Annotated in this window: 27 protein-coding genes and 1 pseudogene; 7 read left to right on the top strand and 21 right to left on the bottom strand. The window is 46.1% G+C overall.

Annotation, left to right across the window (positions count from 1 at the left end; all coding sequences use genetic code 11):
- Window positions 1–164 precede the first annotated feature (164 nt).
- The 6 genes from QRX25_RS07295 to QRX25_RS07270 form a co-directional block, all read right to left on the bottom strand.
- Entirely contained in the window at window positions 165–437 is a 273-nt protein-coding gene (locus QRX25_RS07295) for a YlbG family protein (RefSeq protein WP_013352153.1), read from the bottom strand.
- A gap of 58 nt (window positions 438–495) precedes the next feature.
- Window positions 496–945 (bottom strand): regulatory iron-sulfur-containing complex subunit RicF, encoded by a 450-nt coding sequence (gene ricF / locus QRX25_RS07290; RefSeq protein WP_065981388.1) that lies wholly within the window; start codon window positions 943–945, stop codon window positions 496–498.
- A 71-nt stretch (window positions 946–1016) separates the two neighbouring features.
- Complete coding sequence (locus QRX25_RS07285; RefSeq protein WP_003154475.1) at window positions 1017–1256, bottom strand: YlbE-like family protein; 240 nt, start codon at window positions 1254–1256, stop codon at window positions 1017–1019.
- Window positions 1257–1271: 15 nt separating this feature from the next.
- A complete protein-coding gene (locus tag QRX25_RS07280) occupies window positions 1272–1682 on the bottom strand; it encodes a YlbD family protein (RefSeq protein WP_065981387.1) in 411 nt (136 codons plus the stop codon).
- A gap of 172 nt (window positions 1683–1854) precedes the next feature.
- A complete protein-coding gene (locus tag QRX25_RS07275) occupies window positions 1855–2895 on the bottom strand; it encodes a CAP domain-containing protein (protein ID WP_212101249.1) in 1041 nt (346 codons plus the stop codon).
- An 84-nt stretch (window positions 2896–2979) separates the two neighbouring features.
- Complete coding sequence (locus QRX25_RS07270; RefSeq protein WP_212101246.1) at window positions 2980–3423, bottom strand: CBS domain-containing protein; 444 nt, start codon at window positions 3421–3423, stop codon at window positions 2980–2982.
- Window positions 3424–3563: 140 nt separating this feature from the next.
- Between QRX25_RS07270 and QRX25_RS07265 the strand changes: the two genes are divergently transcribed.
- On the top strand, window positions 3564–3923 hold the full coding sequence (locus QRX25_RS07265; RefSeq protein WP_212101243.1) for a YugN family protein: 360 nt from the start codon (window positions 3564–3566) through the stop codon (window positions 3921–3923).
- A gap of 33 nt (window positions 3924–3956) precedes the next feature.
- Here QRX25_RS07265 and ctaG read toward each other — a convergent pair whose 3' ends face one another.
- The 6 genes from ctaG to cyoE form a co-directional block, all read right to left on the bottom strand.
- Complete coding sequence (ctaG, locus tag QRX25_RS07260) at window positions 3957–4841, bottom strand: cytochrome c oxidase assembly factor CtaG (protein ID WP_212101240.1); 885 nt, start codon at window positions 4839–4841, stop codon at window positions 3957–3959.
- 24 nt (window positions 4842–4865) lie between these two features.
- A complete protein-coding gene (ctaF, locus tag QRX25_RS07255; RefSeq protein WP_007409686.1) occupies window positions 4866–5198 on the bottom strand; it encodes a cytochrome c oxidase subunit IVB in 333 nt (110 codons plus the stop codon).
- Window positions 5199–5200: 2 nt separating this feature from the next.
- Window positions 5201–5824 (bottom strand): cytochrome c oxidase subunit III, encoded by a 624-nt coding sequence (gene ctaE / locus QRX25_RS07250; RefSeq protein ID WP_013352146.1) that lies wholly within the window; start codon window positions 5822–5824, stop codon window positions 5201–5203.
- Window positions 5824–7692, bottom strand: a complete 1869-nt coding sequence (gene ctaD, locus QRX25_RS07245) for a cytochrome c oxidase subunit I (protein WP_212101237.1) — start codon at window positions 7690–7692, stop codon at window positions 5824–5826. Before ctaD ends, ctaE begins: the two co-directional genes overlap by 1 nt.
- Before the next feature lie 31 nt (window positions 7693–7723).
- Window positions 7724–8794 (bottom strand): cytochrome c oxidase subunit II, encoded by a 1071-nt coding sequence (gene coxB, locus QRX25_RS07240; RefSeq protein WP_045506326.1) that lies wholly within the window; start codon window positions 8792–8794, stop codon window positions 7724–7726.
- A gap of 217 nt (window positions 8795–9011) precedes the next feature.
- Window positions 9012–9929, bottom strand: a complete 918-nt coding sequence (gene cyoE / locus QRX25_RS07235) for a heme o synthase (protein WP_065981382.1) — start codon at window positions 9927–9929, stop codon at window positions 9012–9014.
- A gap of 344 nt (window positions 9930–10273) precedes the next feature.
- Here cyoE and ctaA point away from each other — a divergent pair, with 344 nt between their 5' ends.
- Complete coding sequence (gene ctaA, locus QRX25_RS07230; protein WP_065981381.1) at window positions 10274–11200, top strand: heme A synthase CtaA; 927 nt, start codon at window positions 10274–10276, stop codon at window positions 11198–11200.
- A 96-nt stretch (window positions 11201–11296) separates the two neighbouring features.
- Here ctaA and pyc read toward each other — a convergent pair whose 3' ends face one another.
- From pyc to glsA, 4 genes are all read right to left on the bottom strand, one after another.
- Window positions 11297–14743 (bottom strand): pyruvate carboxylase, encoded by a 3447-nt coding sequence (gene pyc / locus QRX25_RS07225; protein ID WP_212101234.1) that lies wholly within the window; start codon window positions 14741–14743, stop codon window positions 11297–11299.
- Window positions 14744–14818: 75 nt separating this feature from the next.
- Window positions 14819–16030 (bottom strand): FtsW/RodA/SpoVE family cell cycle protein, encoded by a 1212-nt coding sequence (locus QRX25_RS07220; RefSeq protein WP_065981379.1) that lies wholly within the window; start codon window positions 16028–16030, stop codon window positions 14819–14821.
- Between the two features lie 204 nt (window positions 16031–16234).
- Entirely contained in the window at window positions 16235–16516 is a 282-nt protein-coding gene (locus QRX25_RS07215) for an Fpa/YlaN family protein (protein WP_003154494.1), read from the bottom strand.
- A 107-nt stretch (window positions 16517–16623) separates the two neighbouring features.
- Window positions 16624–17553, bottom strand: a complete 930-nt coding sequence (gene glsA, locus QRX25_RS07210; RefSeq protein WP_065981378.1) for a glutaminase A — start codon at window positions 17551–17553, stop codon at window positions 16624–16626.
- Between the two features lie 102 nt (window positions 17554–17655).
- Here glsA and QRX25_RS07205 point away from each other — a divergent pair, with 102 nt between their 5' ends.
- Window positions 17656–18132 (top strand): hypothetical protein, encoded by a 477-nt coding sequence (locus QRX25_RS07205; RefSeq protein WP_013352138.1) that lies wholly within the window; start codon window positions 17656–17658, stop codon window positions 18130–18132.
- On the opposite strand, the gene QRX25_RS07200 is transcribed toward QRX25_RS07205, so the two are convergent.
- The gene (locus QRX25_RS07200) at window positions 18127–19455 is read right to left on the bottom strand and encodes a PhoH family protein (RefSeq protein ID WP_065981377.1); all 1329 of its coding nucleotides are present in this window, start codon (window positions 19453–19455) and stop codon (window positions 18127–18129) included. The genes QRX25_RS07205 and QRX25_RS07200 overlap by 6 nt on opposite strands.
- A 145-nt stretch (window positions 19456–19600) precedes the next feature.
- Here QRX25_RS07200 and QRX25_RS07195 point away from each other — a divergent pair, with 145 nt between their 5' ends.
- A complete protein-coding gene (locus QRX25_RS07195) occupies window positions 19601–20224 on the top strand; it encodes a YhcN/YlaJ family sporulation lipoprotein (RefSeq protein WP_065981376.1) in 624 nt (207 codons plus the stop codon).
- Window positions 20225–20325: 101 nt separating this feature from the next.
- Window positions 20326–20535, top strand: a complete 210-nt coding sequence (locus QRX25_RS07190; protein WP_013352135.1) for a YlaI family protein — start codon at window positions 20326–20328, stop codon at window positions 20533–20535.
- Window positions 20536–20560: 25 nt separating this feature from the next.
- Here QRX25_RS07190 and QRX25_RS07185 read toward each other — a convergent pair whose 3' ends face one another.
- Window positions 20561–20881, bottom strand: a complete 321-nt coding sequence (locus QRX25_RS07185) for a YlaH-like family protein (RefSeq protein WP_065521357.1) — start codon at window positions 20879–20881, stop codon at window positions 20561–20563.
- A gap of 56 nt (window positions 20882–20937) precedes the next feature.
- Window positions 20938–22776, bottom strand: a complete 1839-nt coding sequence (typA, locus tag QRX25_RS07180; protein WP_115997203.1) for a translational GTPase TypA — start codon at window positions 22774–22776, stop codon at window positions 20938–20940.
- 111 nt (window positions 22777–22887) lie between these two features.
- Here typA and QRX25_RS07175 point away from each other — a divergent pair, with 111 nt between their 5' ends.
- Window positions 22888–23076, top strand: coding sequence for a YlaF family protein (locus tag QRX25_RS07175; RefSeq protein WP_003154504.1), 189 nt, complete (start codon window positions 22888–22890; stop codon window positions 23074–23076).
- 310 nt (window positions 23077–23386) lie between these two features.
- Window positions 23387–24004: a hypothetical protein gene (locus QRX25_RS07170; protein ID WP_065981374.1), complete on the top strand. Its 618-nt coding sequence runs from the start codon at window positions 23387–23389 to the stop codon at window positions 24002–24004.
- A 36-nt stretch (window positions 24005–24040) separates the two neighbouring features.
- On the opposite strand, the gene QRX25_RS07165 is transcribed toward QRX25_RS07170, so the two are convergent.
- Both QRX25_RS07165 and QRX25_RS07160 read right to left on the bottom strand, forming a co-directional pair.
- Entirely contained in the window at window positions 24041–24334 is a 294-nt protein-coding gene (locus tag QRX25_RS07165; protein ID WP_065521358.1) for an anti-sigma factor family protein, read from the bottom strand.
- Window positions 24331–24471 (bottom strand): annotated as a pseudogene (locus tag QRX25_RS07160) (RNA polymerase sigma factor); the annotation flags it as partial. The gene QRX25_RS07165 and the pseudogene QRX25_RS07160, both read right to left, overlap by 4 nt.
- Window positions 24472–24803 lie beyond the last annotated feature (332 nt).

Raw genomic sequence — 24803 nt, 5'->3', positions numbered from 1 at the left:
TTGTCAAGACTACGTGTAACAGCATCAATGAATGATGTTGTTGCCAACCGCGGAGAAGACTTACGTTTCCCCATAAGTTCTTCCTCCGGTTTCTCCTCTCCCTTTGCCTTCTCCTTAACTTGTTAAGGAATAGAAGGACCCCGCAGGTATCTGCGGGGATTTTTTTATATGCCGATCTTATAATCGTACTCTTTCGCTTTATCAAGCTTTGATTCAAATTCCAGCTTTAAAAAAGGCTTATAAGAAGGCTCTACTTTCTTCACGTATGAATAAGATGAAATCTTTTCCATCGTTTTTTCGATCAGCTCCATATCGCAATACAGCACAACGTATTTCAGCCGTTTGGAAACATAATGAACGTTGCCGAATTTTCTCAGCATTTTACTGTGTTTTAAAGAATGCAGATATACGATTATGCCTTGGCGCTTGCTTTCCATCATGATCACCCGCCTGACTTTCTGTTCATTTTATGTAAAAGACGAGACGGCCGTCTCGTCAGGAAACTTTGCATCCGCAGCCGCCGCCGGAACCGCAGCCGCCGCCGCAGGATGACAGGCCGTCAAAATAAGGATTCCCCGTCGGAACTTTTACATGCTCCGAGACGGCCGTTCCGAGTTCGATGCTGATCTCGTCAAGCAGTGACTGAAGCTCAGTCTCCGCTTTTTTAAATTCGGCCACCTTATCATTTAAATCCAGCTCCCGCTTCATTTCTCTCATTTTGCGGGAAATCTCTCTATAGTCAGGATGATATTTGCCAAAGCGCTGCACATCCTCATACTGCTCTTTAATGCTCATAAAAGAACGAATAATCCGCCGTGCCTCTTCATCTTCCTGGAGACGCTTGTAACAATCGCGGTAATTTTCAGCCGTCTCAGACTGCAGAATCATGCCGGCAAGCTGCTCCGCTTCACTTTGAAGCCTGACGGACTCAATTGTTGCATACATCAATACGCACCTCCAGTTGTTAGTTTACCATGAAACCAGCCAATTGGAAAATGCGGACGTTAAAACGTCTTTTAATCCTGCGAACGCATGGCGTGAACCATCTGCATCATCATCTGCGCCATCTGAATCCCGTTTGAGAATTGGCTTACCCGATGCGGTATCGTTTTTTCATAAAAATTCATCATGTCCAGCTGAAAGGAATTGAGATCGTCCGGTTTTCTCGCAAGTCTGCGGTACCAGACGGGGCGCTGCCGTATAAACCGTTTTCGTTCCTCATCTGCAGATATGAATTCCTGAACCTCTTTTCTCATACACGATCCCCTTCTTTAATCCTTCCTGAACGAAAAAGGATGTTGTCCGGAGCCTTGCCGGGGCTGCTTTGTACCGCTGCCCGAAAATTGGCTTAAAAGGCTTTGCAATGATGAAATGGACTGGCTCATTTTATTGATCTGCTCATTCATTTGGTTTATATCCATCTTTTTGACGGCAGTGACCATTTTTGAAACGAAATCGTTTTTTTCAGCTGGTTCCTTTTTGGTTTCCGCTTCAGAAGAAGGCTGAACGGTCTCATCTTTAAAAGGCTCCCACATCGAATCGTCCTCACCGAGGAGAACCCAATTTTCATAGACTTCCTGCCAGCTTCTTTGTTCCTTGCGAACATTTTGAATCAGTTTGGGATGCTTTTTTACGAATTGTTTAAAATCATCGATTGATTGCCGTGATTGCTGATTCGCCACAATTCTCACCCCCTCCGAAAAGTTTTGCCTGCTATAATGTATCGGTTCAGGCGCCTTAATGTTCGCCTAAATTACGAAAAAAAGCAGGTATATGTAAAATTTATTGATTCCGGCAGGAGCCCGCTTGCGAAAAACAAAAAAACCGCGGGGGACACGCCCCTCTGCGGTTTTTTTACTCCCAAGGTTTAATAAAGTTTTGCGTATAATATTTCCGGTCCACGCCGACACCGAGGCGCGTGTAATCCGGGCTTAACAGCGCCTTTCTGTGTCCTTCGCTGTTCAGCCAGCCCTCCACGGCTGCAGGACCGTCCACATAGTTGTACGCAATATTTTCACCGGCCTCCTGATATTTCACATCGCCTTTTTTCAAGCGGTCTTTCAGAGTCCCGTATTTCTTTGAGACATGGGAGAAATACTTGTTGTCTTTCATGTCCTTGCTGTGGCCGAATGCCACTTTTGCAGCGCCTTCGTCCCATTTCAGCCTTGCAAGTCCGTGTTTCACGCGGATGACATTTGTAATGTCGAGAATCTGCTGCTCACTCGCTCGTTCAATATCGTCCCATTTTTTATCGGAAACAGGCTCGGGTTCTGTCAGTCTTCCTCTGTACATGACCTCATACGGCCTTTGTTTTACAAGCGTTTCGGCATCAAATGCCCTGATGCTTGACAGATTCCCGTCAAATTTGTCCATATACAGCTGAACATACATACCGCCTATCTTAACAGTGGGACGGGTATTGATATCTTCTTCAGAAAACTCAAACCGATACGTGTTTCCCTTGTCAGTCACATTGACAAACGGAGCAACCTGCGTCGTTTTAAAAACTTCGCCCGTCGATTCGCCGATCTTAAACGGTTTTGCGTTGATACCGCTTCCCGAAGCGTATAATGTCACAGCTTTATCATTCAGAATACCGACTTGTACATATTGGTCTTTCCCCTGGTTGTACACCCACCATTCATAATCATAGGCAGAAGGATCTTTCCGGGACGGTTCCCCAAGTTTCTTTTTCACATCGGCAGCAGATTTCCCCATGAGAGAAAGCAGTCCGGATGACGGGATTTTCAGCCGTTTTCCGCTCGCTTCTTCATTGGAAACATGAGGCTCCCCCTGATTCGTCTTTTTCTGAGGAGCCGATCCATATTGAATAATCAGAACATACGCTCCGTAAATAAGCAAAAGGATAACGAGAGCCCTGACGATATTTTTCAACCTCTCACCCCCATGAAATCAAACCGTTCTGTTATTGTTTATTCTTATACAGTACAGCCTATTTGTAACGTCCGTGGTTTATGTTTAATGAATAAACCCCTCCGGACCTCCGTCTTCAGAAATGTCAGACAGCGCCCGGCCTGCTTGCTCATTTGATTGCTCAGCCAAGGAAAGGTCGCCGAGCGTGACAATGCCGACCAGCTTTTTATCCCTTGTGATGGGGATTCTTCTGAGCTGATGTTCAGCCATCATATGGAGCACTTCTTCCACAGAAGCGTCTTCTTCTGCACTGATAACCCGCTCAGTCATTGCGTCTGTTATTTTTTGAGAGTTCGGCCTTTTTGAAGCAATTCCCCGTAATACGAGATCTCTGTCTGTCACGATCCCGACAAGTGTTGCGCCGTCTTCATCCACAATCGGAATGGCGCCGACATCCGCGTCTTTCATCTTCACCGCAGCTTCATATACATTATCTAATACTGTACAATATTGCAAGTCTGACGTCATGAGCTTATTGATCTTTGTCATTGCGGAATTCCTCCTTTTTTCTGCTACTATTGTCGTCAAATTTTTCTTTTTGCATACTTTCACCGTATGAATCATTGAAAGTGTAACGCTTTCATACTATGATTGTCAGGAAAGGTAAATTTTAAAAGGAGGGGGAAGGTTTGAAGTTTGAAAACAGCGGTCTTGAAGGGGTAACAGCGGAGCTCAGCCGCTTGAATGATCTGATGGAAAGCAAAGGGCTCATTCTGGCGGGACAATGGGATTATGAAAGAGTGACTTACGACAAAAAGTTTTCAGTTCCTGAGGGAACATTTTATCTGCGGATTCAAGGAACGGCACAAGAGGGCGATGTAGGCGGGAGACGTGCCGTGATTCAGCTGAAGGCCCCTCTTTTAGGAAAGCATTATTATCCGCACGGCGTAGAATACGGCAGTGCTGAAGAATTTCCGGAACATGTCGTCGCAGAAAGCAAGGCGTTACTGCTTGAATTGGCAGAGTCTTTAAAAACAGTGCAAATGTAACAAAAAAGTACAGCATTTTCTGCTGTACTTTTTTTACGAGACGGTATGCTCGATATACGGCGGCTCTGACGGCGTATCTTTTTCCCGTTCCGTTCTGACCCACTGAAAAAAGATGACAGCCAAATATGTTCCGTAAACCGCCTCTTGAATGATTTTCATCAGCACTGCCCCAAGCTGCTGATCTTCCAGAGGAGGAAGCGTGTTAAACATCTCCGGTCCGGATAAAGGGATCTGTTCCAGCAGATCTAAAGGAACACAAAGCTTCATTGCTTCGGCCCAAGCCGCCGGATCTGTATACGTGGCATACATGGGAGCCCCGCTGAACATAATGAGCGCGCAGGCCGGCGTTAACAGAATCCCGTCTGCCATAATGTACCCCAGCTTCATTAAACCGCTGAGACGGGGCAGACCTTCCACCTGATGCACAAGCGGCCACCACATAAAAAACGCCGTTACAAAGATGAGTCCGTTCATCAGCGTGTGATACAGCGAATCCGTTTTGACGGCATCAAATATAAACGGGATGTGATACAGTGAAAAAATGCCGTTAAACAGCAGCAAAGCGATAAGCGGCAGTGAAAAGAACGAAAACAGCGGCTTTACGACGGGACGGAAAATCACTTTTTTCCATGCCCAGCCGGGAATTCCGGAAATCAACAGCGGCGGCACGACTAAAAACAAAACCGCCATCTGCGCCATATGGGCGCTGAACATCACATGCCCCATTAAATCAACGGGACTCCCAGCAGCCGCGTAAAAAAATAACGCGGAAAGCACAAACAGCACCTTCTCCTTAAGGGACACACGCCCTTTATGCCTGCTGCACCAGTAAAAGTAAATACCTGTTATTACGGCAGTTATACAAAAAAGATAAGGGCTCCACATTGCGCGAAACCCGAACATTTCTAAATTAATCAACTCTCTCACTCCCCGCCGCCCCGATTACCACCAAATAATCGTGACAAATGCAAGCACGGTGATAAACGCGACAAATATTCCCGAATACAGAAATAGTGACGGCGCTTCATGCCCTTTCTGGCTCATATGCATAAAGTAAAACAGCTGAAAAATGACCTGAATGACCGCAAGCAGGATAAGAAACGGCATCGTAAACCACCCGGCAATGCCGTCAGCAGCCACCGTCAAAAACGCGACGAGCGTAAGGCCGATCATTAAACCGAAGGATATGACCTGATATTTCATCTCCTCAGCATTTTTCTTTTTCCGATATTCGAGATCCGTACTGACAGTCCCTCTGTTTTTGTTATCGTCCATCGTTATCCCACCATCCCCATCAAATATACAACGGTAAAGATAAAGACCCACACGACATCGATAAAATGCCAATATAGACTGGCCACATAATATTTCGGCGCGTTATAAAGGCTGAGCCCTCTTTTAGCATTCCGGATCATCAGAGCGCTGATCCATAACAGCCCGAAGGCCACGTGTGCTCCGTGTGTGCCGACAAGCGTATAAAACGCTGAGCCTAGCGCAGAGCTTGTGATGGTAAATCCGAACTCGTGAGTGTAATGCTTAAATTCATAGATTTCAACCCCTAAAAATCCGGCACCCAATAAAACGGTAATCAAAAGCCACACCTGCATTTTTTTAAAGGAGAAATTTTTCATATGATACATCGCATACACACTCGTTAAGCTGCTCGTTAAAAGAAGCATCGTGGCGATAAACACGATCGGCAGCTCAAACATGTCAGCCGTTGACGGCCCTCCTGCTTTTGATTCCCGCAAAGCAAGGAATGTCGCAAAAAGCGAGGCGAACAGAACCGTTTCCCCGCCAAGAAACAGCCAAAATCCTAAAAACTTATTTTTCCCCTCCAGCGTTGCTTTTTCAGGAGAAGCCGGAAAGGTTTCAGCAGTCATTTTTTCCTGCAGCTGCATTACGCCTTCACCCCTTTATCATCATTCGGCAGATCTTCTTTGTGAATATGATAGCCGTAATCATCGACCACAGAGCGAAGCAGCATGGTAAAGAATGTGATGCCGAGCCCTATAAAGATAACCGGAAGCCCCCATGAATAATCGGAGTGGTATAAAAACCCGAACGCTGCGACAAAGAGCCCGAAGGATATGATAAGCGGCATGATGGAGCCGTTCGGCATATGAATGTCCTCTACTGGCTCTGCAGGCGCCATCCCTTCATTTCCGGCCTGCTTTTCGATCCACAGCGGATCAAGTCCCCGTACAAACGGAAGCTGTTTAAAATTATATTCAGGCGGCGGCGAAGAAACCGCCCATTCGAGCGTACGTCCGTCCAGCCACGGGTCGTTGCCGACGTATTTCCCTTTTATAGAGGTATAAACAATATTGACGACAAGTAAAACAGCCGCGCCCGCCATGAAAAACGCACCGATTGAACTGATCAGGTTGCCGGTATCAAGCCCCTGGCCGGGCAGATATGTGTAAACGCGCCGCGGCATTCCCATCAGGCCCAAGAAATGCTGGATGAAGAAGGTAAGATGAAACCCGATGAAAAATAAGACGAACGAAATTTTCCCCATCGTTTCATGAAGCACCTTTCCAAACATTTTCGGCCACCAGAAATGCACGCCCGCCAGGATGCCGAACACAACGCCGCCGATAATGACGTAATGGAAATGCGCAACGACAAAATACGTATCGTGGAACTGATAATCCGCCGCTGCGGCCGCCAGCATGACACCCGTCACTCCTCCGAGCACGAAAGAAGGAATAAAGGCGACGGCATACAGCATAGGCGTCGTGAATTTGACATTTCCTCCCCAGATGGTCAAGAGCCAGTTGAAAATCTTAATGCCCGTAGGCACCGCAATCGCCATCGTCGCAACCGCAAATATCGCATTGGCAATCGGCCCGAGTCCCGTCGTAAACATGTGGTGAACCCACACCATGAATCCGAGAAAGCCTATCAAAACAATCGCAAAGACCATTGAGGAATAACCGAACAGGCGCTTTCTCGCAAATACAGGAATGACTTCCGAAAAAATCCCAAAGGCAGGAAGAATTAAAATGTATACTTCCGGATGCCCGAAAATCCAAAACAGATGCTCCCAGATAATCGTATTTCCGCCCAATTCAGGATTAAAGAAATTCGTTCCGAACAAACGGTCCAGCATCATCAGCGCCAAACCGACGGTGAGCGGAGGAAATGCGAATAAAATGAGTGCCGACGCCACAAATGTCGTCCATGTAAACAGCGGCAGTCTCATATATGTCAAACCGGGCGCCCTCATGTTAATAATGGTTGCGAGAAAGTTGATCCCCGCAATCAGCGTTCCTAAACCCGATATTTGCAGCCCGAGCACGAAAAAGTCAATGCCGTGCCCTTTTGAATTCAGCGCAAGCGACGCATATGACGTCCAGCCTGCATCGGGTGCGCCTCCTAAAAACCAGCTCAGATTCAAAAAGATTCCCCCGAAGAAAAACAGCCAGAACCCGAGCGCATTCAGAAATGGAAATGATACGTCACGCGCCCCGATCTGAAGCGGCACAACCGCGTTCATGAGCCCGAATAACAGCGGCATTGCCGCCAGGAAGATCATTGTCGTACCATGCATCGTCATAATTTCATTAAACTGCTGCGCACCCATAAAATCGTTCCCTGGCCTCAAGAGCTGAATCCTGATAAGCATGGCCTCAAGTCCGCCGACGACGAAGAAAAATCCCCCGGCGATCATATATAAAATCGCGATTTTCTTATGGTCAACCGTCGTCAAATAATCCCAAAGCAAAGAGCCTTTTCTCTGCTGTCCTGTAAGCGTATTCATCATTTGCGACCTCCCCCCTGATATCTCCCTGTCCTTACTTGTTCTCCGCTTTCAGACCTTTTAAATATTCATACAGCGCATCCGTTTCAGCGTCCGAGAGCTTCGGATAAGTGCCTGTCATTTTATTGCCCGGTTTGATGCTGTCCGGATTTTTCAGCCAGGCTTTTATATTCTCTTTATTCGCATCCTTAATGCCGGCCACTTTGACACGTTCGCCGAAGGTAGCCAGGTTCGGAGCCGTTCTTGCCGCTTCAGCCCGTTTGTCATTAGGCTCAACCGCATGACAGCTCAGGCAGTTTTTTTCCTTAAACAGCTCTTCTCCTTGCGCGGCTAAACCGGAATCTGTTGTATGCTTATAATTCTTCATCGCTTTCGTCCATTGTTTAAATTCTTTTGACGGCAGCGGTTTCACTTTGAAATCCATCAGCGCATGTGAAGGTCCGCACAGCTCCGCGCATTTCCCGAAGAAGTATTCTCCCGCTTCTTTGCTGCGTTTAGAATCAAAGGTCAAAAAGAAAGTATTGTCGTTATCCGTATTCGTATCGATTTTTCCTCCGGCTGACGGAATCCAGAAAGAGTGTTTCACATCTGATGACTTCAGTTTGAAATAAACGCGTTCATCTGTGGGAACGATCAGTTCCTGACTTGTCACAAATCCGTAATCAGGATACTCGAATTCCCACCAGTATAAATTCGCCCTTACATTAATCACGAGCGCATCCTCTGCTTTACGGTTTTTCTTATCCATCGGCGACGTATCCGCCAGCGCCAATGTCTGGATGACAACCGGGATGACAAGAATAATCAGAAGCAGGATCGGAATAACGGTCCAGGTGATTTCTAAAAAACGGTTCCCCTCCACCTGCTTCGGTATCGTGTTTTCTCCTACACGCGACCGTCTGAATCTCACAATGACGTAAAAGAAAATAACTGCTACGACCGCAACGACGACAACCATGATAAGTGTGCTGAGCACCGTCAGATCATACTGTTTATCAGCCACTTCGCCGGCAGGCTTGAGTGTGGACAGAAACGGTTTTCCACAGCCGCTCAATAAAAGCGGCACTAAGGCTAATAATGATAAAAGACGCCAACGCTTTAACATTTCACCCAACCCCTTTTTTGAATCAGTACAAGATGCGCAAGCAGTAAATCTGCTTCCAGCTGAAATACTTCATTTCCTCATTACTTAAAATATGAGATTTTTTACTTAAAATTCCATCTATGTATAAAAGCAAAGCCGCCTGATTAAACAAAAGGTCAAGGCGGCGTTTACTAGTTGTCATTGTTTGTTTTGGCGATCAAACAAGCTCATTATTCAATTAAAACAGCGTGAAGACCACCATCGCTACAAAATAAATGGTCATGTAATTAAGCGAATAGACAAACATAAGAGTTGCCCACTTCATGATGTTTTTCATGCGGAATCCCATCAGTCCGAGAATAAGCCATCCGACATTCAGCAGAGTGCCGAGAATCACGATCGGAAGACCGAGACTGCCGAGGAAAAACGGAAGCGGCAGCAGGCATGCGACCCAGACGATAATCTGTCTTTTCGTCACTTCAAAGCCGTGCACTACCGGAAGCATCGGAATATTCGCTGCTCTGTAATCTTCCGTCTTCTTAATCGCAAGCGCTAAAAAGTGCGGAATCTGCCAGATGAATAAAATCATGAATAATACCCATGCGACAACACCGATGTGCCCTTCAACCGCTGTCCAGCCGATTAACGGCGGCACGGCGCCTGATACGCTTCCGACAACCGTATTAATCGTATAGCGGCGTTTCGTCCACATTGTATAAAGAACTACGTACGTAAACACGCCGATAAAACCGATGACTGCAGCCATCACGGTGGTCATCAAAAGCATGATAAGTCCTAAAGCAATGAGTAAAATTCCTGACCACAGCGCTTGATTCGGCTGAATCTTTCCGGTAACCGTCGGTCTTACTTTCGTGCGTTCCATTAAATGATCAATATCACGGTCGTAATAGTTGTTAATCGCACAAGAACCGGCGATGATCAAAGAAGATCCTATTAATGTAAGAAGCACAGTGTTTAAATTGCCTAAAAAACTCAGACCGGATATATGTAACGCAAGCCACATGCCGGTAAAAGTCGTAATTAAATTCGAATTGACGATTCCTATTTTGATAAGTGAAAGAAAATCTTTCCATGCCGTCGTCTCTTCAATCTGTCCGTCTATAGCTGTATCATTTAAAATTCTGGAATTAGCCATAACGTAAACCTCCCTTACAAACCTAAAGCAGGTTTTTTTAAGACCTGCAACTCTATCATACAAGATAATGACCTGTAAAAAAACATCCTCTTAAATATTAAACGAGAAACAGGAATTTATTTGTGAACTTTTTATGAATTTTACCATCTCCGCCGATTTCATAATAAAGCGGTTACTTTATTTCTATCAGACCCATTTGGAATAATCAACCCCATTATCTAAGAAGTCTTGATTCTATTATATTTTTGTGAACAAACAGAATTGAGAATTGCCACAAAACACATATTCGCTTACACTTGGTACGTATATCATTTTGTCCAGTTTGTTAAGAAGGTGAATGTAAAATGAATAAAGCTTTAAAAGCGCTCGGTGTGCTGACGACATTTGTCATGCTCGTCGTGCTGATCGGCGGGGCTCTTGTCACAAAGACAGGGTCGGGTCTCGGATGCGGAAGACAGTGGCCGCTTTGCCACGGCCGTTTTTTCCCGGAGCTTAACGCCGCTTCTATCATTGAATGGAGCCACAGACTCGCAAGCGGTGTCTCAATCGTTCTCGTGCTGAGTCTCGCTTTTTGGGCATGGAGAAAAGTCACGCCTGTATTCCGTGAAACAACCTTTCTCGCCATTATGTCCATTATCTTTTTATTTTTACAGGCGCTTCTCGGCGCACTAGCGGTTGTCTTCGGATCAAATGCGCTCGTTATGGCGCTCCATTTCGGCATATCGCTGATTTCTTTCGCTTCTGTTCTGATTTTGACGCTGCTCATATTTGAAGCTGATAAATCAGACAAAAAGCTCGTCAAGCCGCTCAGAATCGGCAAAAAAATGCAGTTCCATATGATCGGCCTTTCGATTTACACGTATATCGTCGTTTATACGGGTGCTTATGTGCGTCATACGAAATCAAGCCTTGCCTGCCCTGACGTTCCGCTTTGCAGCAGGCTGCACCACGGGCTTCCGTCCCTTTTTCAGGAGTGGGTGCAGATGGGCCACAGAACGGCAGCGCTGCTTCTGTTTGTCTGGATCCTCATCGCTTTCGCGCATGCGGTGCGCTCCTACAAAGACCAAAAACAGATTCTCGGAGGCTGGATAGCGGCTCTTGCCTTTGTTTTATTACAGGCGCTGTCCGGAATCATGGTTGTTTATTCAGAAATGGCCACCGGCTTTGCACTCGCCCATTCACTCTTTATTGCCGGCCTGTTCGGCGTCTTATGCTATTTCTTATTATTAATCGCCCGCTTCCGTTATGAATCAAAACAGCGGAACATCTGAGGTACATGAGAAGGCCGAAGCGTTAGAGCTTCGGCCTTTTTACATACCAAAAAACCTGACCGCATATGGTGCGGATCAGGTTTTAAGTTCATTCTTTTATGCTTTTTCAATCTCAATCAGTAAATCGCCTGTCTGAATCGGTTCACCGTTTTTCACATGAATCTGCTGAATCGTCCCGGAGAACGGAGCCTGCACCGTCGTCTCCATTTTCATCGCTTCATTAATCATCAGATGATCCCCTTTGTTCACCTTCGCCCCGGTTTGCGTTAACAATTTAATGACGGTTCCCGGCATTGATGCTGCGATGTGGCTTGGGTTTGTCCGATCGGCTTTTAATTTTTCCTGTACGGATGATTTAATGCTTTCATCTTTAATGACCACCTCACGCGGCTGGCCGTTCAATTCGAAATAAACGACACGTGTCGCATCTGGCTGCGGTTCACCGATAGACACAAGCTTTACGATCAGCGTTTTTCCGCGCTCGATTTCCACTTCGATTTCTTCACCGAGTCTCATGCCGTAGAAGAAAGTCGGTGTGTCCAATACGGAAATATCACCGAAGCGTTCAGCCGTTTTAACGTATTCAGTAAACACCTTCGGATAAAGAGCATACGAAATTGCGTCCTGATCACTCAATTCAATCTGATGAGTTTCTTTCCATTCTTCTTTGATGCCTTCAAAAGATACTGGTTCAAGCAGCTCACCCGGTCTTACCGTAATCGGAGTCTGTCCTTTCAAAACGAGCTTTTGCAGTTTTTTCGGAAATCCGCCGTGCGGCTGGCCGATCTGTCCTTTAAAGAGCTCAACAACAGAATCCGGAAAATCAAGCGTTTCGCCTTTATCATAAACATCTTGTTCCGTTAAATTGTTTTGCACCATGTAAAGCGCCATATCTCCGACGACTTTGGAAGAAGGCGTTACTTTAACGACGTCGCCGAACATGCGGTTGACGACGCTGTACATGTCTTTCACTTCATTCCAGCGGTCACCGAGGCCGACTCCTTTTGCCTGCTGTTGCAGATTGCTGTACTGTCCGCCCGGCATTTCGTGATTATAAATCTCAGTATGCGGAGACTTCATCCCGCTTTCAAATTCACTGTAATATTGGCGGACGGATTCCCAATATTGTGACAGTCTTTCAACTTGCCGGACATCCATTTCAGGACGGCGGCTGTTTCCTTCAAGCGCATGATAAAATCCGCTTGCACTCGGCTGTGAAGTCAGACCCGCCATTGAGCTGACGGCGACATCCACGATATCCACACCCGCTTCAACGGCTTTGGCATAGAGAAACACGCCGTTGCCGCTCGTATCATGCGTGTGAAGATGAACGGGAATATCAATCGTTTCCTTCAGCGCTGAGACAAGTTCGTATGCGGCTTGAGGTTTCAAAAGTCCGGCCATGTCTTTAATGCCGAGAATATGCGCTCCCGACGCCTCAAGCTCTTTTGCCATAGAAAGATAGTATTTCAGATCATATTTCGTCCGGCTCTTATCAAGAATATCTCCCGTATAACAAATCGCAGCCTCCGCCACTTTTCCGGTTTCACGGACGGCATCGATGGCCAGCGTCATCCCTTTCACCCAGTTCAGGCTGTCAAAGATCCGGAATACGTCAATACCTGATGCTGCTGACTGCCGGACAAATTTTTGAATGACATTGTCAGGATAGTTTGTGTAGCCGACGGCATTTGATGAACGAAGCAGCATCTGGAACAATGTGTTCGGCACTTCCTTGCGAAGATCTTCAAGGCGTTTCCAAGGATCTTCCTTTAAGAAACGGTACGCTACATCAAATGTCGCGCCACCCCACATTTCAAGGCTGAACAGTTCAGGCCACAGAGCAGCCGTAGGGTTTGCGATTTTTTTCAAGTCATTGGATCTGATCCGGGTTGCAAGCAGGGATTGATGGGCATCCCTGAACGTTGTATCGGTCAGAAGTACGGATTTCTGCTCTTTCACCCAGTCAGCAAGCCCTTCAGCGCCTCTTTCATCAAGAATCTGCTTCGTGCCGCTTGCCGGCTTTTCTCCGATACCTAACGTAACGGTCTGGGGCTTATCAAACGCAGGTTTTTCTTTTTTACCGATTCCCGGAAAACCGTTCACCGTTACATTGCCGATATAGGAAAGCATTTTTGTTCCGCGGTCCTTCTGTTTAGGAAAAACAAACAGCTCAGGCGTTGTGTCGATAAACGATGTATCATATTGTCCCGTCAGGAATTTTTCATGCTTTGCTACGTTTTCAAGGAACGGGATATTGGTCTTAATGCCCCTGATTCTGAATTCCTGCAGGTTGCGGACCATTTTTGCGGATGCCTGTTCAAACGTCAGCGCCCATGTCGACAGCTTGACGAGCAGTGAATCATAATAAGGCGTGATGACGGCGCCCTGGAAGCTGTTCCCCGTATCAAGACGCACGCCGAAGCCGCCGCCTGAGCGGTAAGCCATAATTTTACCCGTGTCAGGCATAAAGTCATTCAGCGGATCTTCAGTGGTCACGCGTGACTGTATCGCATACCCGTTTGTAAAAATGTCTTTCTGCTGAGGGATGTTGACGGCACGGCTGTGCAGACCGTGACCCTGCGCGACGAGGATTTGCGTCTGAACGATATCAATCCCCGTAATCATTTCCGTAATCGTATGCTCTACTTGTACGCGCGGATTCACTTCAATAAAGTAAAATTCACCGTCCGCTACGAGAAATTCCACTGTTCCAGCGTTGATATAGCCGACATTTTTCGCAAGTGCGACAGCCGCTTCACAGATCTCGTCTCTTAATTCAGGCTGTAAGGACACGCTCGGCGCCACCTCAATGACCTTTTGATGTCGTCTTTGAACGGAACAGTCCCGCTCAAACAGATGGACGACATTTCCTTCTTTATCTCCGATCACCTGAACTTCAATATGCTTAGGATTTTCGATCAGTTTTTCAACATACACTTCGTCGTTTCCGAAAGCGGCTTTCGCTTCGGATTTGGCACGCTCAAACGAATCTTTCAATTCGCTTTCGTTTCTGACGATTCTCATTCCGCGGCCGCCGCCTCCGAGCGACGCTTTAATAATAAACGGAAATCCGTGTACTTTTGCGAATTGTTCGACATCTTTTAATGTTTCGGCAGGCCCGTCACTCCCCGGAATAACGGGGATGCCGGCTTTTTCCGCCTGCTCTCTGGCCTTGACCTTATCTCCGAACATATCCAAATGCGCTGACGTCGGTCCGATAAATACGATGCCCTCTTCTTCACAGCGTCTCGCAAATTGGATATTTTCAGAAAGAAATCCATAGCCCGGATGAATGGCATCAACGCCGTTTCTTTTCGCGATCTCAATAATCCCTTCAATATCAAGATACGCGTCAATCGGTTTTTTGCCTTCTCCGACAAGATAGGCTTCATCCGCTTTATAGCGGTGGTAGGAACCTGAATCTTCTTTTGAATAAACGGCTACCGTTCTGATGTTCAATTCTGTGCACGCCCGGAAAATCCGGATCGCAATTTCTCCCCTGTTTGCTACTAACACTTTTTGGATGGATTGTTGTGACAAACTTTTCTCCCCCTTGGCCTAATAAATATGTAGTTTATAATAAAGGAATATCCGCCCTGTGTATACACTTGTTTTTTACAGATACACAGTTTTTTCCGCCTGCCGTCTTTTTACCCCCTTAGACGGAATCGGTTCCCTCTTTTTCTTCTTTTCCGAGTACTTGACATGCATACTCACATTCACCAAAATACCGGCGCTCGTTAATAACAAGAACATTGACGAGCCTCCGTAGCTGATAAACGGCAGCGGAACACCTGTGATCGGAATTAAACCGCTGACACCTCCGAGATTGATGAAAGTCTGAATCGCAATCATGCTGGAAATCCCGATTGCCAAGAGGCTCCCGAACGGATCTTCGCATTTTCTCGCAATATAAAAGCCTTTTAACACGATAAAAGCAAGCAGCACAATGACGAACAGGACGCCGAATATACCGAGCTCCTCTGAAATAACCGCCATAATAAAGTCTGTATGCGACTCCGGCAGATATCCGTATTTTTGAATGCTTTCTCCGAGACCAAGGCCAAAAAAGCCGCCTGAGCCGATCGCATAATACGAATTTATAATCTGCAGGCCTGATGTGCTGGCGTATTTAAACGGATCTTCAAGGCTTTCAAACCGGCTCATGCGCCCGGGTGTCAAAATATCGTCCCATTTCAGATAGATGATCGGGCTGACAAGGAGTAATACGATTCCCGCCAGGAGAACCAGTTTCAGCAGCGTCTTTCCGCTGAATCCCGAACACATAATGACGCAAAACGCGATTAGACCGATAATCATCGCCGTTCCGAAGTCAGGCTGAATGGCGATAAGCGCACAAATGACAACGGTAACGATCACCGGCGGCGCGACTCCTGTCAAAAGCTGATCGATGTAGCTTTGTTTCTTTGCGTACACCGCGGCAAGATACAGAATCAGGGAAAGCTTGACAAATTCCCCCGGCTGAATGGCCATTCCGCCGATTTTAAACCAGCTTTGCGCATTTCCGGCAACATGTCCGAAAACAAACAGCGCGCACAGCGCAGCCACTGACGCAAGCAGTATTATTTTCTGAATCTTTTGATGAGCGAACACTTTGTACGGAAAAACGGCCGCGATGATAAACAGCACGAGCCCTGCAATGACGGCGAACAGCTGCCGTTTAAAAAAATAGTCGCTGCTCACGCCGTACCGCATAACGGCGGTAATCATGCTTGAGCTGTATACCATTACCAATCCGAAACTGCACAGCAGTATGATAGCGCATATCAATGAATAATCGTAAGATTTTAACATTCTTTTAAACATAACATCCTCTTTCCTGCTTAAAGCTTACGTTTAATACTTATTGCGTATTATATTTTACTATAATTCATAAACAATTTACGCAGTTTCTTTATAGTTTTTCGGATGAAATGCAGATTAAGAGACCGTCTTACGAAAAGAAGGTGCAAAAAAACGGTTTACGGTTATAAAAAAACCCAAACCGTTGAATAGTTTGAGTTTGATCATTTATTTTCCTGTAAACGCGTCATGCAAAGCAGACAGTTCTCTTTCAAGTCTGTCCAGCAGTTCTTTTCCGTCGTTTTCATCAACTAATCCCAGGCGGACAGCAAAATCGATTTCCCTCGACAGTCCGAACATCTGAGTATCCAAGACCTCTTCGTACAGAGGACATTGAGGCATCGTTAAGTTATCCATTTGTACTCGGATCAGCTTCAAAATCTTCTCAGCATCCAGCTTCAACAGCTCGAATGCCTTCTGCTGATGGTCAACTATAATCTCTGAAGCCAAAAGTATCCCTCCGTTCCCCAGGCGAGTACCTAATTCTTCTATTTATCATAAAGGGTATCAGGTGAAATTGCAAGAGGATTTAAGCAGATGTTATGATAAAAAATGTTTCAAAAAATACTCAGCCTGTATTTCTCAGACATGATTTCCAAAAGCTTCACACCCGCGATGCTGTTGCCTTTTTCATCAAGCGCCGGGCCAAATATACCGATTCCGAAATTATATGGCGAAATGCCCATAATGCCTCCCGAAACGCCGCTTTTGGCTGGAATGCCGACCTTGATTGCGAATTCACCGCTCGCATTGTACATGCCGCATGTCACCATAAACGTCTTGCAGATTCTCGCCACATCTTTTTTAATGACCTGCTCCCCGGTTTCCGGATGCTTGCCGTCAAGTGCGAATACACAGCCGATTTTGGCTAAATCAAGACTGCTCATCTTAATCGCGCACTGTTTTGTATACAAATCCATAACCTCTTCAACGTCGCCTTTAAAAATGTCATATTGCTTCATGTAATAACACATAGCCCGATTGATCATGGATGAACTGAATTCCGATTCTGCGACATGTCTGCAGTATGTAATTTCCTGATTATTCGCAAGTCTTCTGATGAATCCGAGCAGATAATTCAGCCGCTCTTTCGGCGAATGCCCTTTAATTAAACTCGTAACGACAAGAGCCCCCGCATTAATCATCGGATTTAAAGGCTTGCCCGGATTCACTGTCTCAAGCTTAATCATAGAATTAAACGGGTCGCCGGTCGGCTCCTGCCCCACGCAGCTGAATACCTTTTCCTTTCCGTAATCCATCAGTACGAGCGCCAGAGAAAGCACCTTCGAAATGCTCTGCAGCGTAAATGTCCGGTCGGCGTCGCCTGCCGTCAGACATGTATTTTCCGCATGATAAATCGTGACCGAAAGGCTGTCTTGCCCCGATTCAGCCAGGGCCGGAATATAGTCTGCCACTTTGCCTTCTCCGGTCTTTTTTTTCGCTTCTTGAACGAATGCGTCCAGCTCCTGATAATGCCGGCATACCATTTCGATCCCCTCACTTCGCTGCCGTTGTTTACATCTAATTTGCGACGCAAAGTGACAATTCATGCGAAAACTTTTATACTTTAAGTAAAGGGGGGCTTCACCATGAGCGTTATTCAAGTAAAAGGCAATGTTACATACCCGATTACAATTGATCCGAGTGTCTGGATTTTCGATGACCGCAAGTTTCCGTTTGAAAACAATCAGCCCGTTCATTCAGACGTCTCTGCAGAAACCCAGGAGCATACGCTTGATCCGGAACGAGTGATCAGAGAAGGGCGCATTTCGCCGCCGACTTTAAAAAGCGAAAAACGTTATGAAAAAGAAAGATTAATGAACGGCAGCTTCGCCATGAAGCTCGGCGCTGTTTTAGCAAATGCCGAGCCGAAAGAAAGCGCTGTCCTGTGCGTATTTATTTCAGAATCTGAAAGAACCGAGGTGCCGCTTGAAAAGGCGATGGACGCAACCGCCCATTTCAGCGATGCGGGGAAGCCTCTTCAAGACGGCGGTCCGGTCCATTTTTACGTGGACGGAAACTTTAAAAAGCCGATAACGGGCGTCACAGAAATCGAAGTTCTATAACAAATCGGCCGCAAGCTGTGCAAGGCCGGATCTTTCGCCTTTCACAAGCTTCACGCTGCCGGAGACGGTTTGTCCTTTAAACCGCTCTACGACGTAAGCAAGTCCATTGTTTAAACTGTCTAAATATGGGTGATCTATTTGCTCCGGATCGCCCATCAAGACAATTTTGCTGCCTTCCCCAACCCGTGTCAAAAGCGTTTTGACCTCGTGCCTCGTCAAATTCTGAGCCTCATCAATAATAATAAACTGATCCGGAATACTTCGTCCCCGAATGTATGTCAGAGCCTCAACCTGAATTGATCCGATGCCTGCCAAAATCGCTTCAAGTTCACCCGGCTTTTTCGCATTGAACAAAAATTCAAGATTATCAAAGATCGGCTGCATCCACGGCTTGAGCTTTTCCTCTTTTTCGCCCGGCAAATATCCGATATCCTTCCCCACCGGAACGATGGGACGAGCGACAATCAGTTTTTTATAAATACCGAGGTCCTCCGTCTGTAAAAGCCCCGCAGCGAGAGCAAGCAAGGTTTTTCCCGTTCCCGCTTTTCCGATCAGGGTCACAAGCGGGATATCTTCCCTCAGCAGAAGTTCAAGCGCCATTGTCTGCTGGACGTTCTTCGGCCTGATCCCCCATACGTGCTCATCATCAAAGACGAGTCTTTTTACGTTCTCTCCTTTCTTATCTGTCATACCGACCGCAGACGAAGATCCTCCTAATTCATCTTTCATCAGCATAAACTGATTCGGATAAACCTGGTGCTGCTGAAGCTCCTTGACTGAAATTTGTTTGTTTTTATAAAACGAGTCAAACCGCTCTTTATTCATAAATACATCTTTGTACCCGCTATATATCTCATCATGGTCAACGACTCTGTCGTTTAAAAAGTCCTCTGCCAAAAGTCCGATGGCATCCGCCTTTACCCTGACAAGCACATCCTTGCTGACCAAAATGACGAGGCGGCCGTTTTCTTTCGTTTCCTCCTCAAGGCTTAAATTTTTTGCGACCGCCAAAATGCGGTTATCATTCGTTTTTTCGATAAAAATTTCCTGAAGCTGATGAAATGACCGGTGGTTCAGTTCAATTCTGAGCGTTCCTCCGCTTTCCAGGGGAACCTTTTCGTGCAGCCTTCCTTTCTCCCTGAGCCCGTCTATCAGCTTAGATACGTGCCTCGCATTTCTCCCGACCTCGTCCATATACCGCTTTTTTGAATCGACTTCTTCCAGCACGACGGCAGGGATGACAACTTCGTTTTCTTCAAAGGAAAAAATGGCGTTAGGATCCTGCAAAAGTACATTCGTATCTAACACATAAATTTTACTCAAGTCTCAGCCTCCTGAAATAAGGATCATCGTATGCTTCTTTTCGTAAAAAACGGGGATGCCTGCTAAAATATATGATTTGGTGAATAAAGTTAGAAGGTTAATTCAACAATAAAATAAATGAAAGCATACAAGGAGGGAATGTGACGTGCGAGTTCTTTTCATTATCATACAAGCGTTGTTTATTCTGACCGGCTGTACCGCTGTACAGGACGGCCGTGAACGCAATATCCGGAACGAATCGACCGATCAGCGCGAAGCAAAACCGATTCATGTAAAAAATACAGCTCCTGAGACAGCTGAAAATCCTGGCCGGACGGATATCGCAAAACATCTCGTCGAGGTAACCGAAAAAATCCCCGGCATTACAGATGCCACCGCGGTTGTACTCGGGAGATACTCCGTTGTCGGAATCGATGTGGATGACAATTTAGAAAGGAACAAAGTGGAAAGCATTAAATACACCGTTGCCCAGGCGTTAAAAAATGATCCTTACGGCGCTAATGCCGTTGTCGTGGCTGATCCTGATACAGTTTCCCGCCTGAGGGGCATGGCTGGCGATATTAAGGCCGGCCGGCCCGTTTCAGGCATTTTGGACGAACTTGCTGCAATCGTCGGACGCGTTATGCCGGAAGTCCCGAATGATGTGACCGACAATGAAAAAGAATCACCGACTAAATCGAATAATGACCAGCTGAACGAAAGAGATCAGAAGAAGCTGCAAAACGAACAGAACGATCAATCAGATCATCATATGAAGAACCGCCAGTAAAAAACAGCGCCCTTCCTTTGGAGCGGGCGCTGCTTTCTTTCCCTTTGGCAGACGGGTCATCCATGATATAATGCTTGTCATAGTGAAAGAGGTGAAAATCAATGAGAGTAAAATGTTCCATTTGCGACAAAATTGAACAAATTGATGATGAAACACTGACAGCCAAACGCCTCCGCAATCGTCCGATTCATACATATATGTGCCAGGAATGCCATGACCGAATCAAAGTCAAAACAGAGGCGCGGCTGAATACCGGACACTTCTCCTTTCACCCAGGGCAAAAAACGAAAAAAGATAAAATAAAAAAATGACCCGCCGAAAGGCAAGGTCATTTTTTTATTGCGGTTTAGCTGACTGGTTTTTTTTGGACTGGTGCAGACGGATTTTGTAAATGATCAAAATCAAGGCAGCGACAACCAGACCTTCTCCGACCGGCAGAAACACACCGAAAAAAGTCAGTACGGTGCAGCCGAGCACGAGAAAGAGATAAACTGCCGCAGCCTTTAAAACCGGCAGCCGTTTGGCAAAGCCGAGTTTAAATACAATCACCGAAAGCACGACGATCGTTCCGTATAACAGCCACATTCCCGTCAGCGGATGCTCATCCACTTGGTAAAGAGCAGCAAAGAACGACAGCCGTTCACTTACTTCATTCAAAAAGATCCCCCTCCCCTTTTCCGTTCGGGTTCTATCTTTTCAAATTCTGCAAGTGATTAAGACATTCCTGCTGTTTTTTTCTTTTTCGCCGCTTTTTCACGTTCGTTTTTGTTCAGGATTTTCTTTCTTAAACGGATGGATTCCGGTGTTACTTCACAGTATTCATCTTCGTTTAAGTACTCGAGTGATTCTTCAAGCGACATAATGCGCGCTTTCTTAATCGTAGTCGTTTGATCCTTCGTTGCGGAACGGACGTTTGTCTGCTGTTTCATTTTGCTGACATTGACGACAAGGTCATTGTCACGGTTATGTTCGCCGACAATCATGCCTTCATATACTTCTGTGCCCGGCTCAACGAAGATGACGCCGCGGTCTTCAATACCTTGAATTCCGTAAGATGTTGCTTTTCCGTTTTCCATGGAAACGAGTACACCCTGACGGCGGCCTCCGACTTGGCCTTTTTGCATCGGCTGATAGCTGTCAAACGTGTGGTTCAGGATACCGAAACCGCGTGTCAGTGACAGAAACTCAGTAGAATAACCGATGAGTCCGCGAGAAGGTACGGTAAAGATCAGACGGACCTGGCCGTTTCCGTTATTAATCATATCAAGCATTTCGCCTTTTCTCGCACCCATTGATTCCATAACAGAACCGGTATGCTCTTCAGGCACGTCAATTTGCACGCGCTCAACAGGCTCGCAGCTTACGCCGTCGATTTCCTTAATGATAACTTCAGGTTTAGACACTTGAAGCTCATAGCCTTCGCGGCGCATGTTTTCAATTAGAATGGACAGGTGAAGCTCACCGCGTCCTGAAACAACCCATGCGTCAGGCGATGCAGTCGGTTCGACACGCAGACTGACGTCTGTTTGAAGCTGCGCGTTCAGACGCTCTTCAATTTTACGGGCTGTGACATATTTGCCTTCACGGCCTGCAAACGGGCTGTTGTTTACGACAAATGTCATTTGAAGCGTAGGCTCATCAATGCGCAGAACCGGCAGCGGCTCATGGTGGTCAGCCGGACAAACCGTTTCACCGACGTTGATGTCCTCCATTCCGGAAACGGCAACGAGGTCTCCCGATCTCGCTTCTTCAATTTCCACGCGTTTCAATCCTTGGAAGCCGAAGATTTTCGTTACGCGGAATGATTTCACCGTTCCGTCAAGCTTCATTAATGAAACCTGCTGGCCGACTTTCATCGTACCGCGGAAAACGCGGCCGATACCGATACGGCCGACATAATCATTGTAATCAAGAAGCGCCACCTGGAATTGCAGAGGCTCTTCGGAGTTATCAGCCGGCGCAGGGACATGTTCAAGAATCGTTTCATAAAGTGATTCCATATTTTCGTCCTGCTTTTTCGGGTCCAGACTCGCCGTTCCGTTAATCGCGGAAGCATACACGACAGGGAACTCAAGCTGTTCCTCGTTTGCGTCAAGCTCGATGAACAAATCGAGCACTTCATCGATGACTTCTTCCGGACGGGCGAAATCACGGTCGATTTTGTTTACAACGACAACAGGATTTAAGTTCTGCTCAAGGGCTTTTTTCAGTACGAAACGGGTTTGCGGCATACAGCCTTCATATGCGTCAACGACTAACAGAACGCCGTCAACCATTTTCATAATCCGTTCTACCTCTCCGCCGAAGTCGGCGTGTCCCGGAGTGTCCAAAATATTAATGCGTGTATCTTTATAGTTAATCGCAGTATTCTTCGCGAGAATTGTAATACCGCGTTCACGTTCAAGATCGTTTGAATCCATTGCGCGTTCGGCAATATTTTCGTTGGCACGGAATGTTCCGGCTTGGTGAAGCAATTGGTCTACCAAGGTCGTTTTCCCATGGTCAACGTGGGCAATAATCGCGATATTGCGAAGATCGTTTCGAAGTTTCACATTTTCATCTCCTAAAAAAATTAGATAACTTTCATATTATACCACACATCCTCTTTAAAAGCGTCACGTTTTTCTGTAAACTGAAAGTATGACGTTAAAGGGGATGGAAATATGAAAAAATTGAACTGGCTCTTATTATTATTTGCATTCGCAGCAGTCTTCAGCATGATGCTGATCGGCGTATCAATCGCTGAAAAAAGCGCATGGGGCATCATCGGAAGCATTGTTCTCGTTATCGCCATGATGGGAAGCGGTTTCACCGTAAAGAAAAAAATGCGTGAACAGGGACTGCTTGATTAAAAGCATGACCCTTTGCAAAATTCCGTAAACATGAAAAAGCACAATGCCTTATGAAGCCTGAATCTTGATTCAGGCTTTTTTGCATTCTCAAAACAGGCTGAGAAGTAAGGCTTATCTCCCCCGCCGCCTAGTCAGGAAGCCGGAAATGGTAGCATACCTTCTAGTTACAACAGCAGAGTTCCTCAGAAAGTGCGTTCTGAAATAGTCCGGCATCGTTATGCAGAAAATACCATACCTCCTATTTCAATTCCAACATTGTATTTTTATACTTGTGATTGTAAGCAAATACACATGACAAGGAGAGAACGAAATGAACACATCTTTTTTGAAAAAAACCGCTGTAACTGCCGCTGCAACCGCTTCAGCCGCCTTGCTTGCATTCAGCCCGCTTGACTCTGCCGGCGCAAAAACGATTCAGCCAAATGAACCGCATGTGCTGCAGGCTTCCGCTGAGAAAACACCGGAAGACGCGGCAAAGCTGCTTGACATCATCAACCAATCGATTTACGAAAAAGACGGAGTCTATTATTTTGACGGTGAAAAAGCGGTTGAATTGGGATTAGGTCAAGAAGAAGCACAGATCATTCAAAAGCTGTGGGACAGCTCAACCGAATTTTTAACCGTACTTTCCCAATGTATTGAGAAAACGGACGGCGAATATACATTTAATAAAGAAAAAGCAATAGAGCTTGGTTTTACGGAAAAAGAGGCCATTATCGTTGATCAGCTGTTCAATACTTTCTCCCAGAGTCTTCATATCCTTCAATCTGCGCTGGTTGAAGAAGACGGCGGGTATACTTTTGATCAGGAACTTGCAGAAAAAGCGGGTGCAGGCAAAAAAGAAGCGGAGCTGTTTGCCGGATTCATTAATTCACTGCCCCAAGAATTGCTTGAAGACATTTATACAGCCTTTCATCCGGCTGAGTAAATGGAAAAAACGCCCGGTCATTCAGCCGGGCGTTTTTTAAATCAGCAATTTAAGGGCCAGCATGATGAGAAATACAGCGCCAAACAAGCAGGCGGCTTTTGTCAGCAGCCTCCCGTAATACCGTTCCCGGAAGCGTCTTTCTTCCTCTTCATAACAGGCGGACGCCTTCATCTCCGCACTGCCTAAGTCAAGCGGCTCCTTCATCATATGATATAAACTTCCGCACTCACTGCATGCTTCAAGATGGCGGGAAATGTACCGCTCCGTTTCTGTTTCACAATCGCCTTCAATATATAAAGGGAGTAAATCTCTCACTAAACAGCAAGTCATATTTGTCCGTCCTTCCTTTTTTCCGCCAAGTGCTGTTTCAGCTGCATTCTCGCCCTGTACAGGGTGCTCTTTACCTTCGAAAGACTCCAATCCAAAATATCAGCAATCTCTTCGTAAGACAGCTCTTGAAATTTCTGTCGAAATGCTGAATAAAATGACTGAAAATCTCTGACATCTGTAACAATCCTTTACGTTTATTAAGGCCTCACCCGTTTAGACAACCGGCATCCAAAAAAGTTTTAAAGATCTTAACATTTTTCCCCTATCATTTTTCCCGTCATCATTTGTCATTTTTTTTAGAAAAAATCGCGTCATTCGACTCATGTCTAATCCAACACGTGTCTCTCGGCTTATCCCCTGACACCGCCAGCCGGCAGCCCGCACGGGACGATTCTATCAATTCAGCCGCGGAGTCTAGTTTTATATTGCAGAATGAGAGATTGCTGGTTTATTATAACAATATAAGTTT

It is taken from the genome of Bacillus sp. L381, from assembly GCF_030284525.1.
In the GTDB taxonomy this organism is placed as follows: Bacteria; Bacillota; Bacilli; order Bacillales; family Bacillaceae; genus Bacillus; species Bacillus amyloliquefaciens.
Note: the sequence above shows the minus strand (reverse complement) of the source record. Positions and strands in the feature narration are given on the sequence as shown.

What these genes read in the sequence shown, in the direction of transcription:
- QRX25_RS07295 (WP_013352153.1), bottom strand. Translation starts at nt 437, where the DNA reads ATGGAAAGCAAGCGCCAAGGCATAATCGTATATCTGCATTCTTTAAAA.
- ricF (WP_065981388.1), bottom strand. Translation starts at nt 945, where the DNA reads ATGTATGCAACAATTGAGTCCGTCAGGCTTCAAAGTGAAGCGGAGCAG.
- QRX25_RS07285 (WP_003154475.1), bottom strand. Translation starts at nt 1,256, where the DNA reads ATGAGAAAAGAGGTTCAGGAATTCATATCTGCAGATGAGGAACGAAAA.
- QRX25_RS07270 (WP_212101246.1), bottom strand. Translation starts at nt 3,423, where the DNA reads ATGACAAAGATCAATAAGCTCATGACGTCAGACTTGCAATATTGTACA.
- ctaF (WP_007409686.1), bottom strand. Translation starts at nt 5,198, where the DNA reads ATGGACGATAACAAAAACAGAGGGACTGTCAGTACGGATCTCGAATAT.
- ctaE (WP_013352146.1), bottom strand. Translation starts at nt 5,824, where the DNA reads ATGCAGCTGCAGGAAAAAATGACTGCTGAAACCTTTCCGGCTTCTCCT.
- ctaD (WP_212101237.1), bottom strand. Translation starts at nt 7,692, where the DNA reads ATGATGAATACGCTTACAGGACAGCAGAGAAAAGGCTCTTTGCTTTGG.
- coxB (WP_045506326.1), bottom strand. Translation starts at nt 8,794, where the DNA reads ATGTTAAAGCGTTGGCGTCTTTTATCATTATTAGCCTTAGTGCCGCTT.
- cyoE (WP_065981382.1), bottom strand. Translation starts at nt 9,929, where the DNA reads ATGGCTAATTCCAGAATTTTAAATGATACAGCTATAGACGGACAGATT.
- ctaA (WP_065981381.1), top strand. Translation starts at nt 10,274, where the DNA reads ATGAATAAAGCTTTAAAAGCGCTCGGTGTGCTGACGACATTTGTCATG.
- QRX25_RS07220 (WP_065981379.1), bottom strand. Translation starts at nt 16,030, where the DNA reads ATGTTTAAAAGAATGTTAAAATCTTACGATTATTCATTGATATGCGCT.
- glsA (WP_065981378.1), bottom strand. Translation starts at nt 17,553, where the DNA reads ATGGTATGCCGGCATTATCAGGAGCTGGACGCATTCGTTCAAGAAGCG.
- QRX25_RS07205 (WP_013352138.1), top strand. Translation starts at nt 17,656, where the DNA reads ATGAGCGTTATTCAAGTAAAAGGCAATGTTACATACCCGATTACAATT.
- QRX25_RS07190 (WP_013352135.1), top strand. Translation starts at nt 20,326, where the DNA reads ATGAGAGTAAAATGTTCCATTTGCGACAAAATTGAACAAATTGATGAT.
- QRX25_RS07175 (WP_003154504.1), top strand. Translation starts at nt 22,888, where the DNA reads ATGAAAAAATTGAACTGGCTCTTATTATTATTTGCATTCGCAGCAGTC.
- QRX25_RS07170 (WP_065981374.1), top strand. Translation starts at nt 23,387, where the DNA reads ATGAACACATCTTTTTTGAAAAAAACCGCTGTAACTGCCGCTGCAACC.
- QRX25_RS07165 (WP_065521358.1), bottom strand. Translation starts at nt 24,334, where the DNA reads ATGACTTGCTGTTTAGTGAGAGATTTACTCCCTTTATATATTGAAGGC.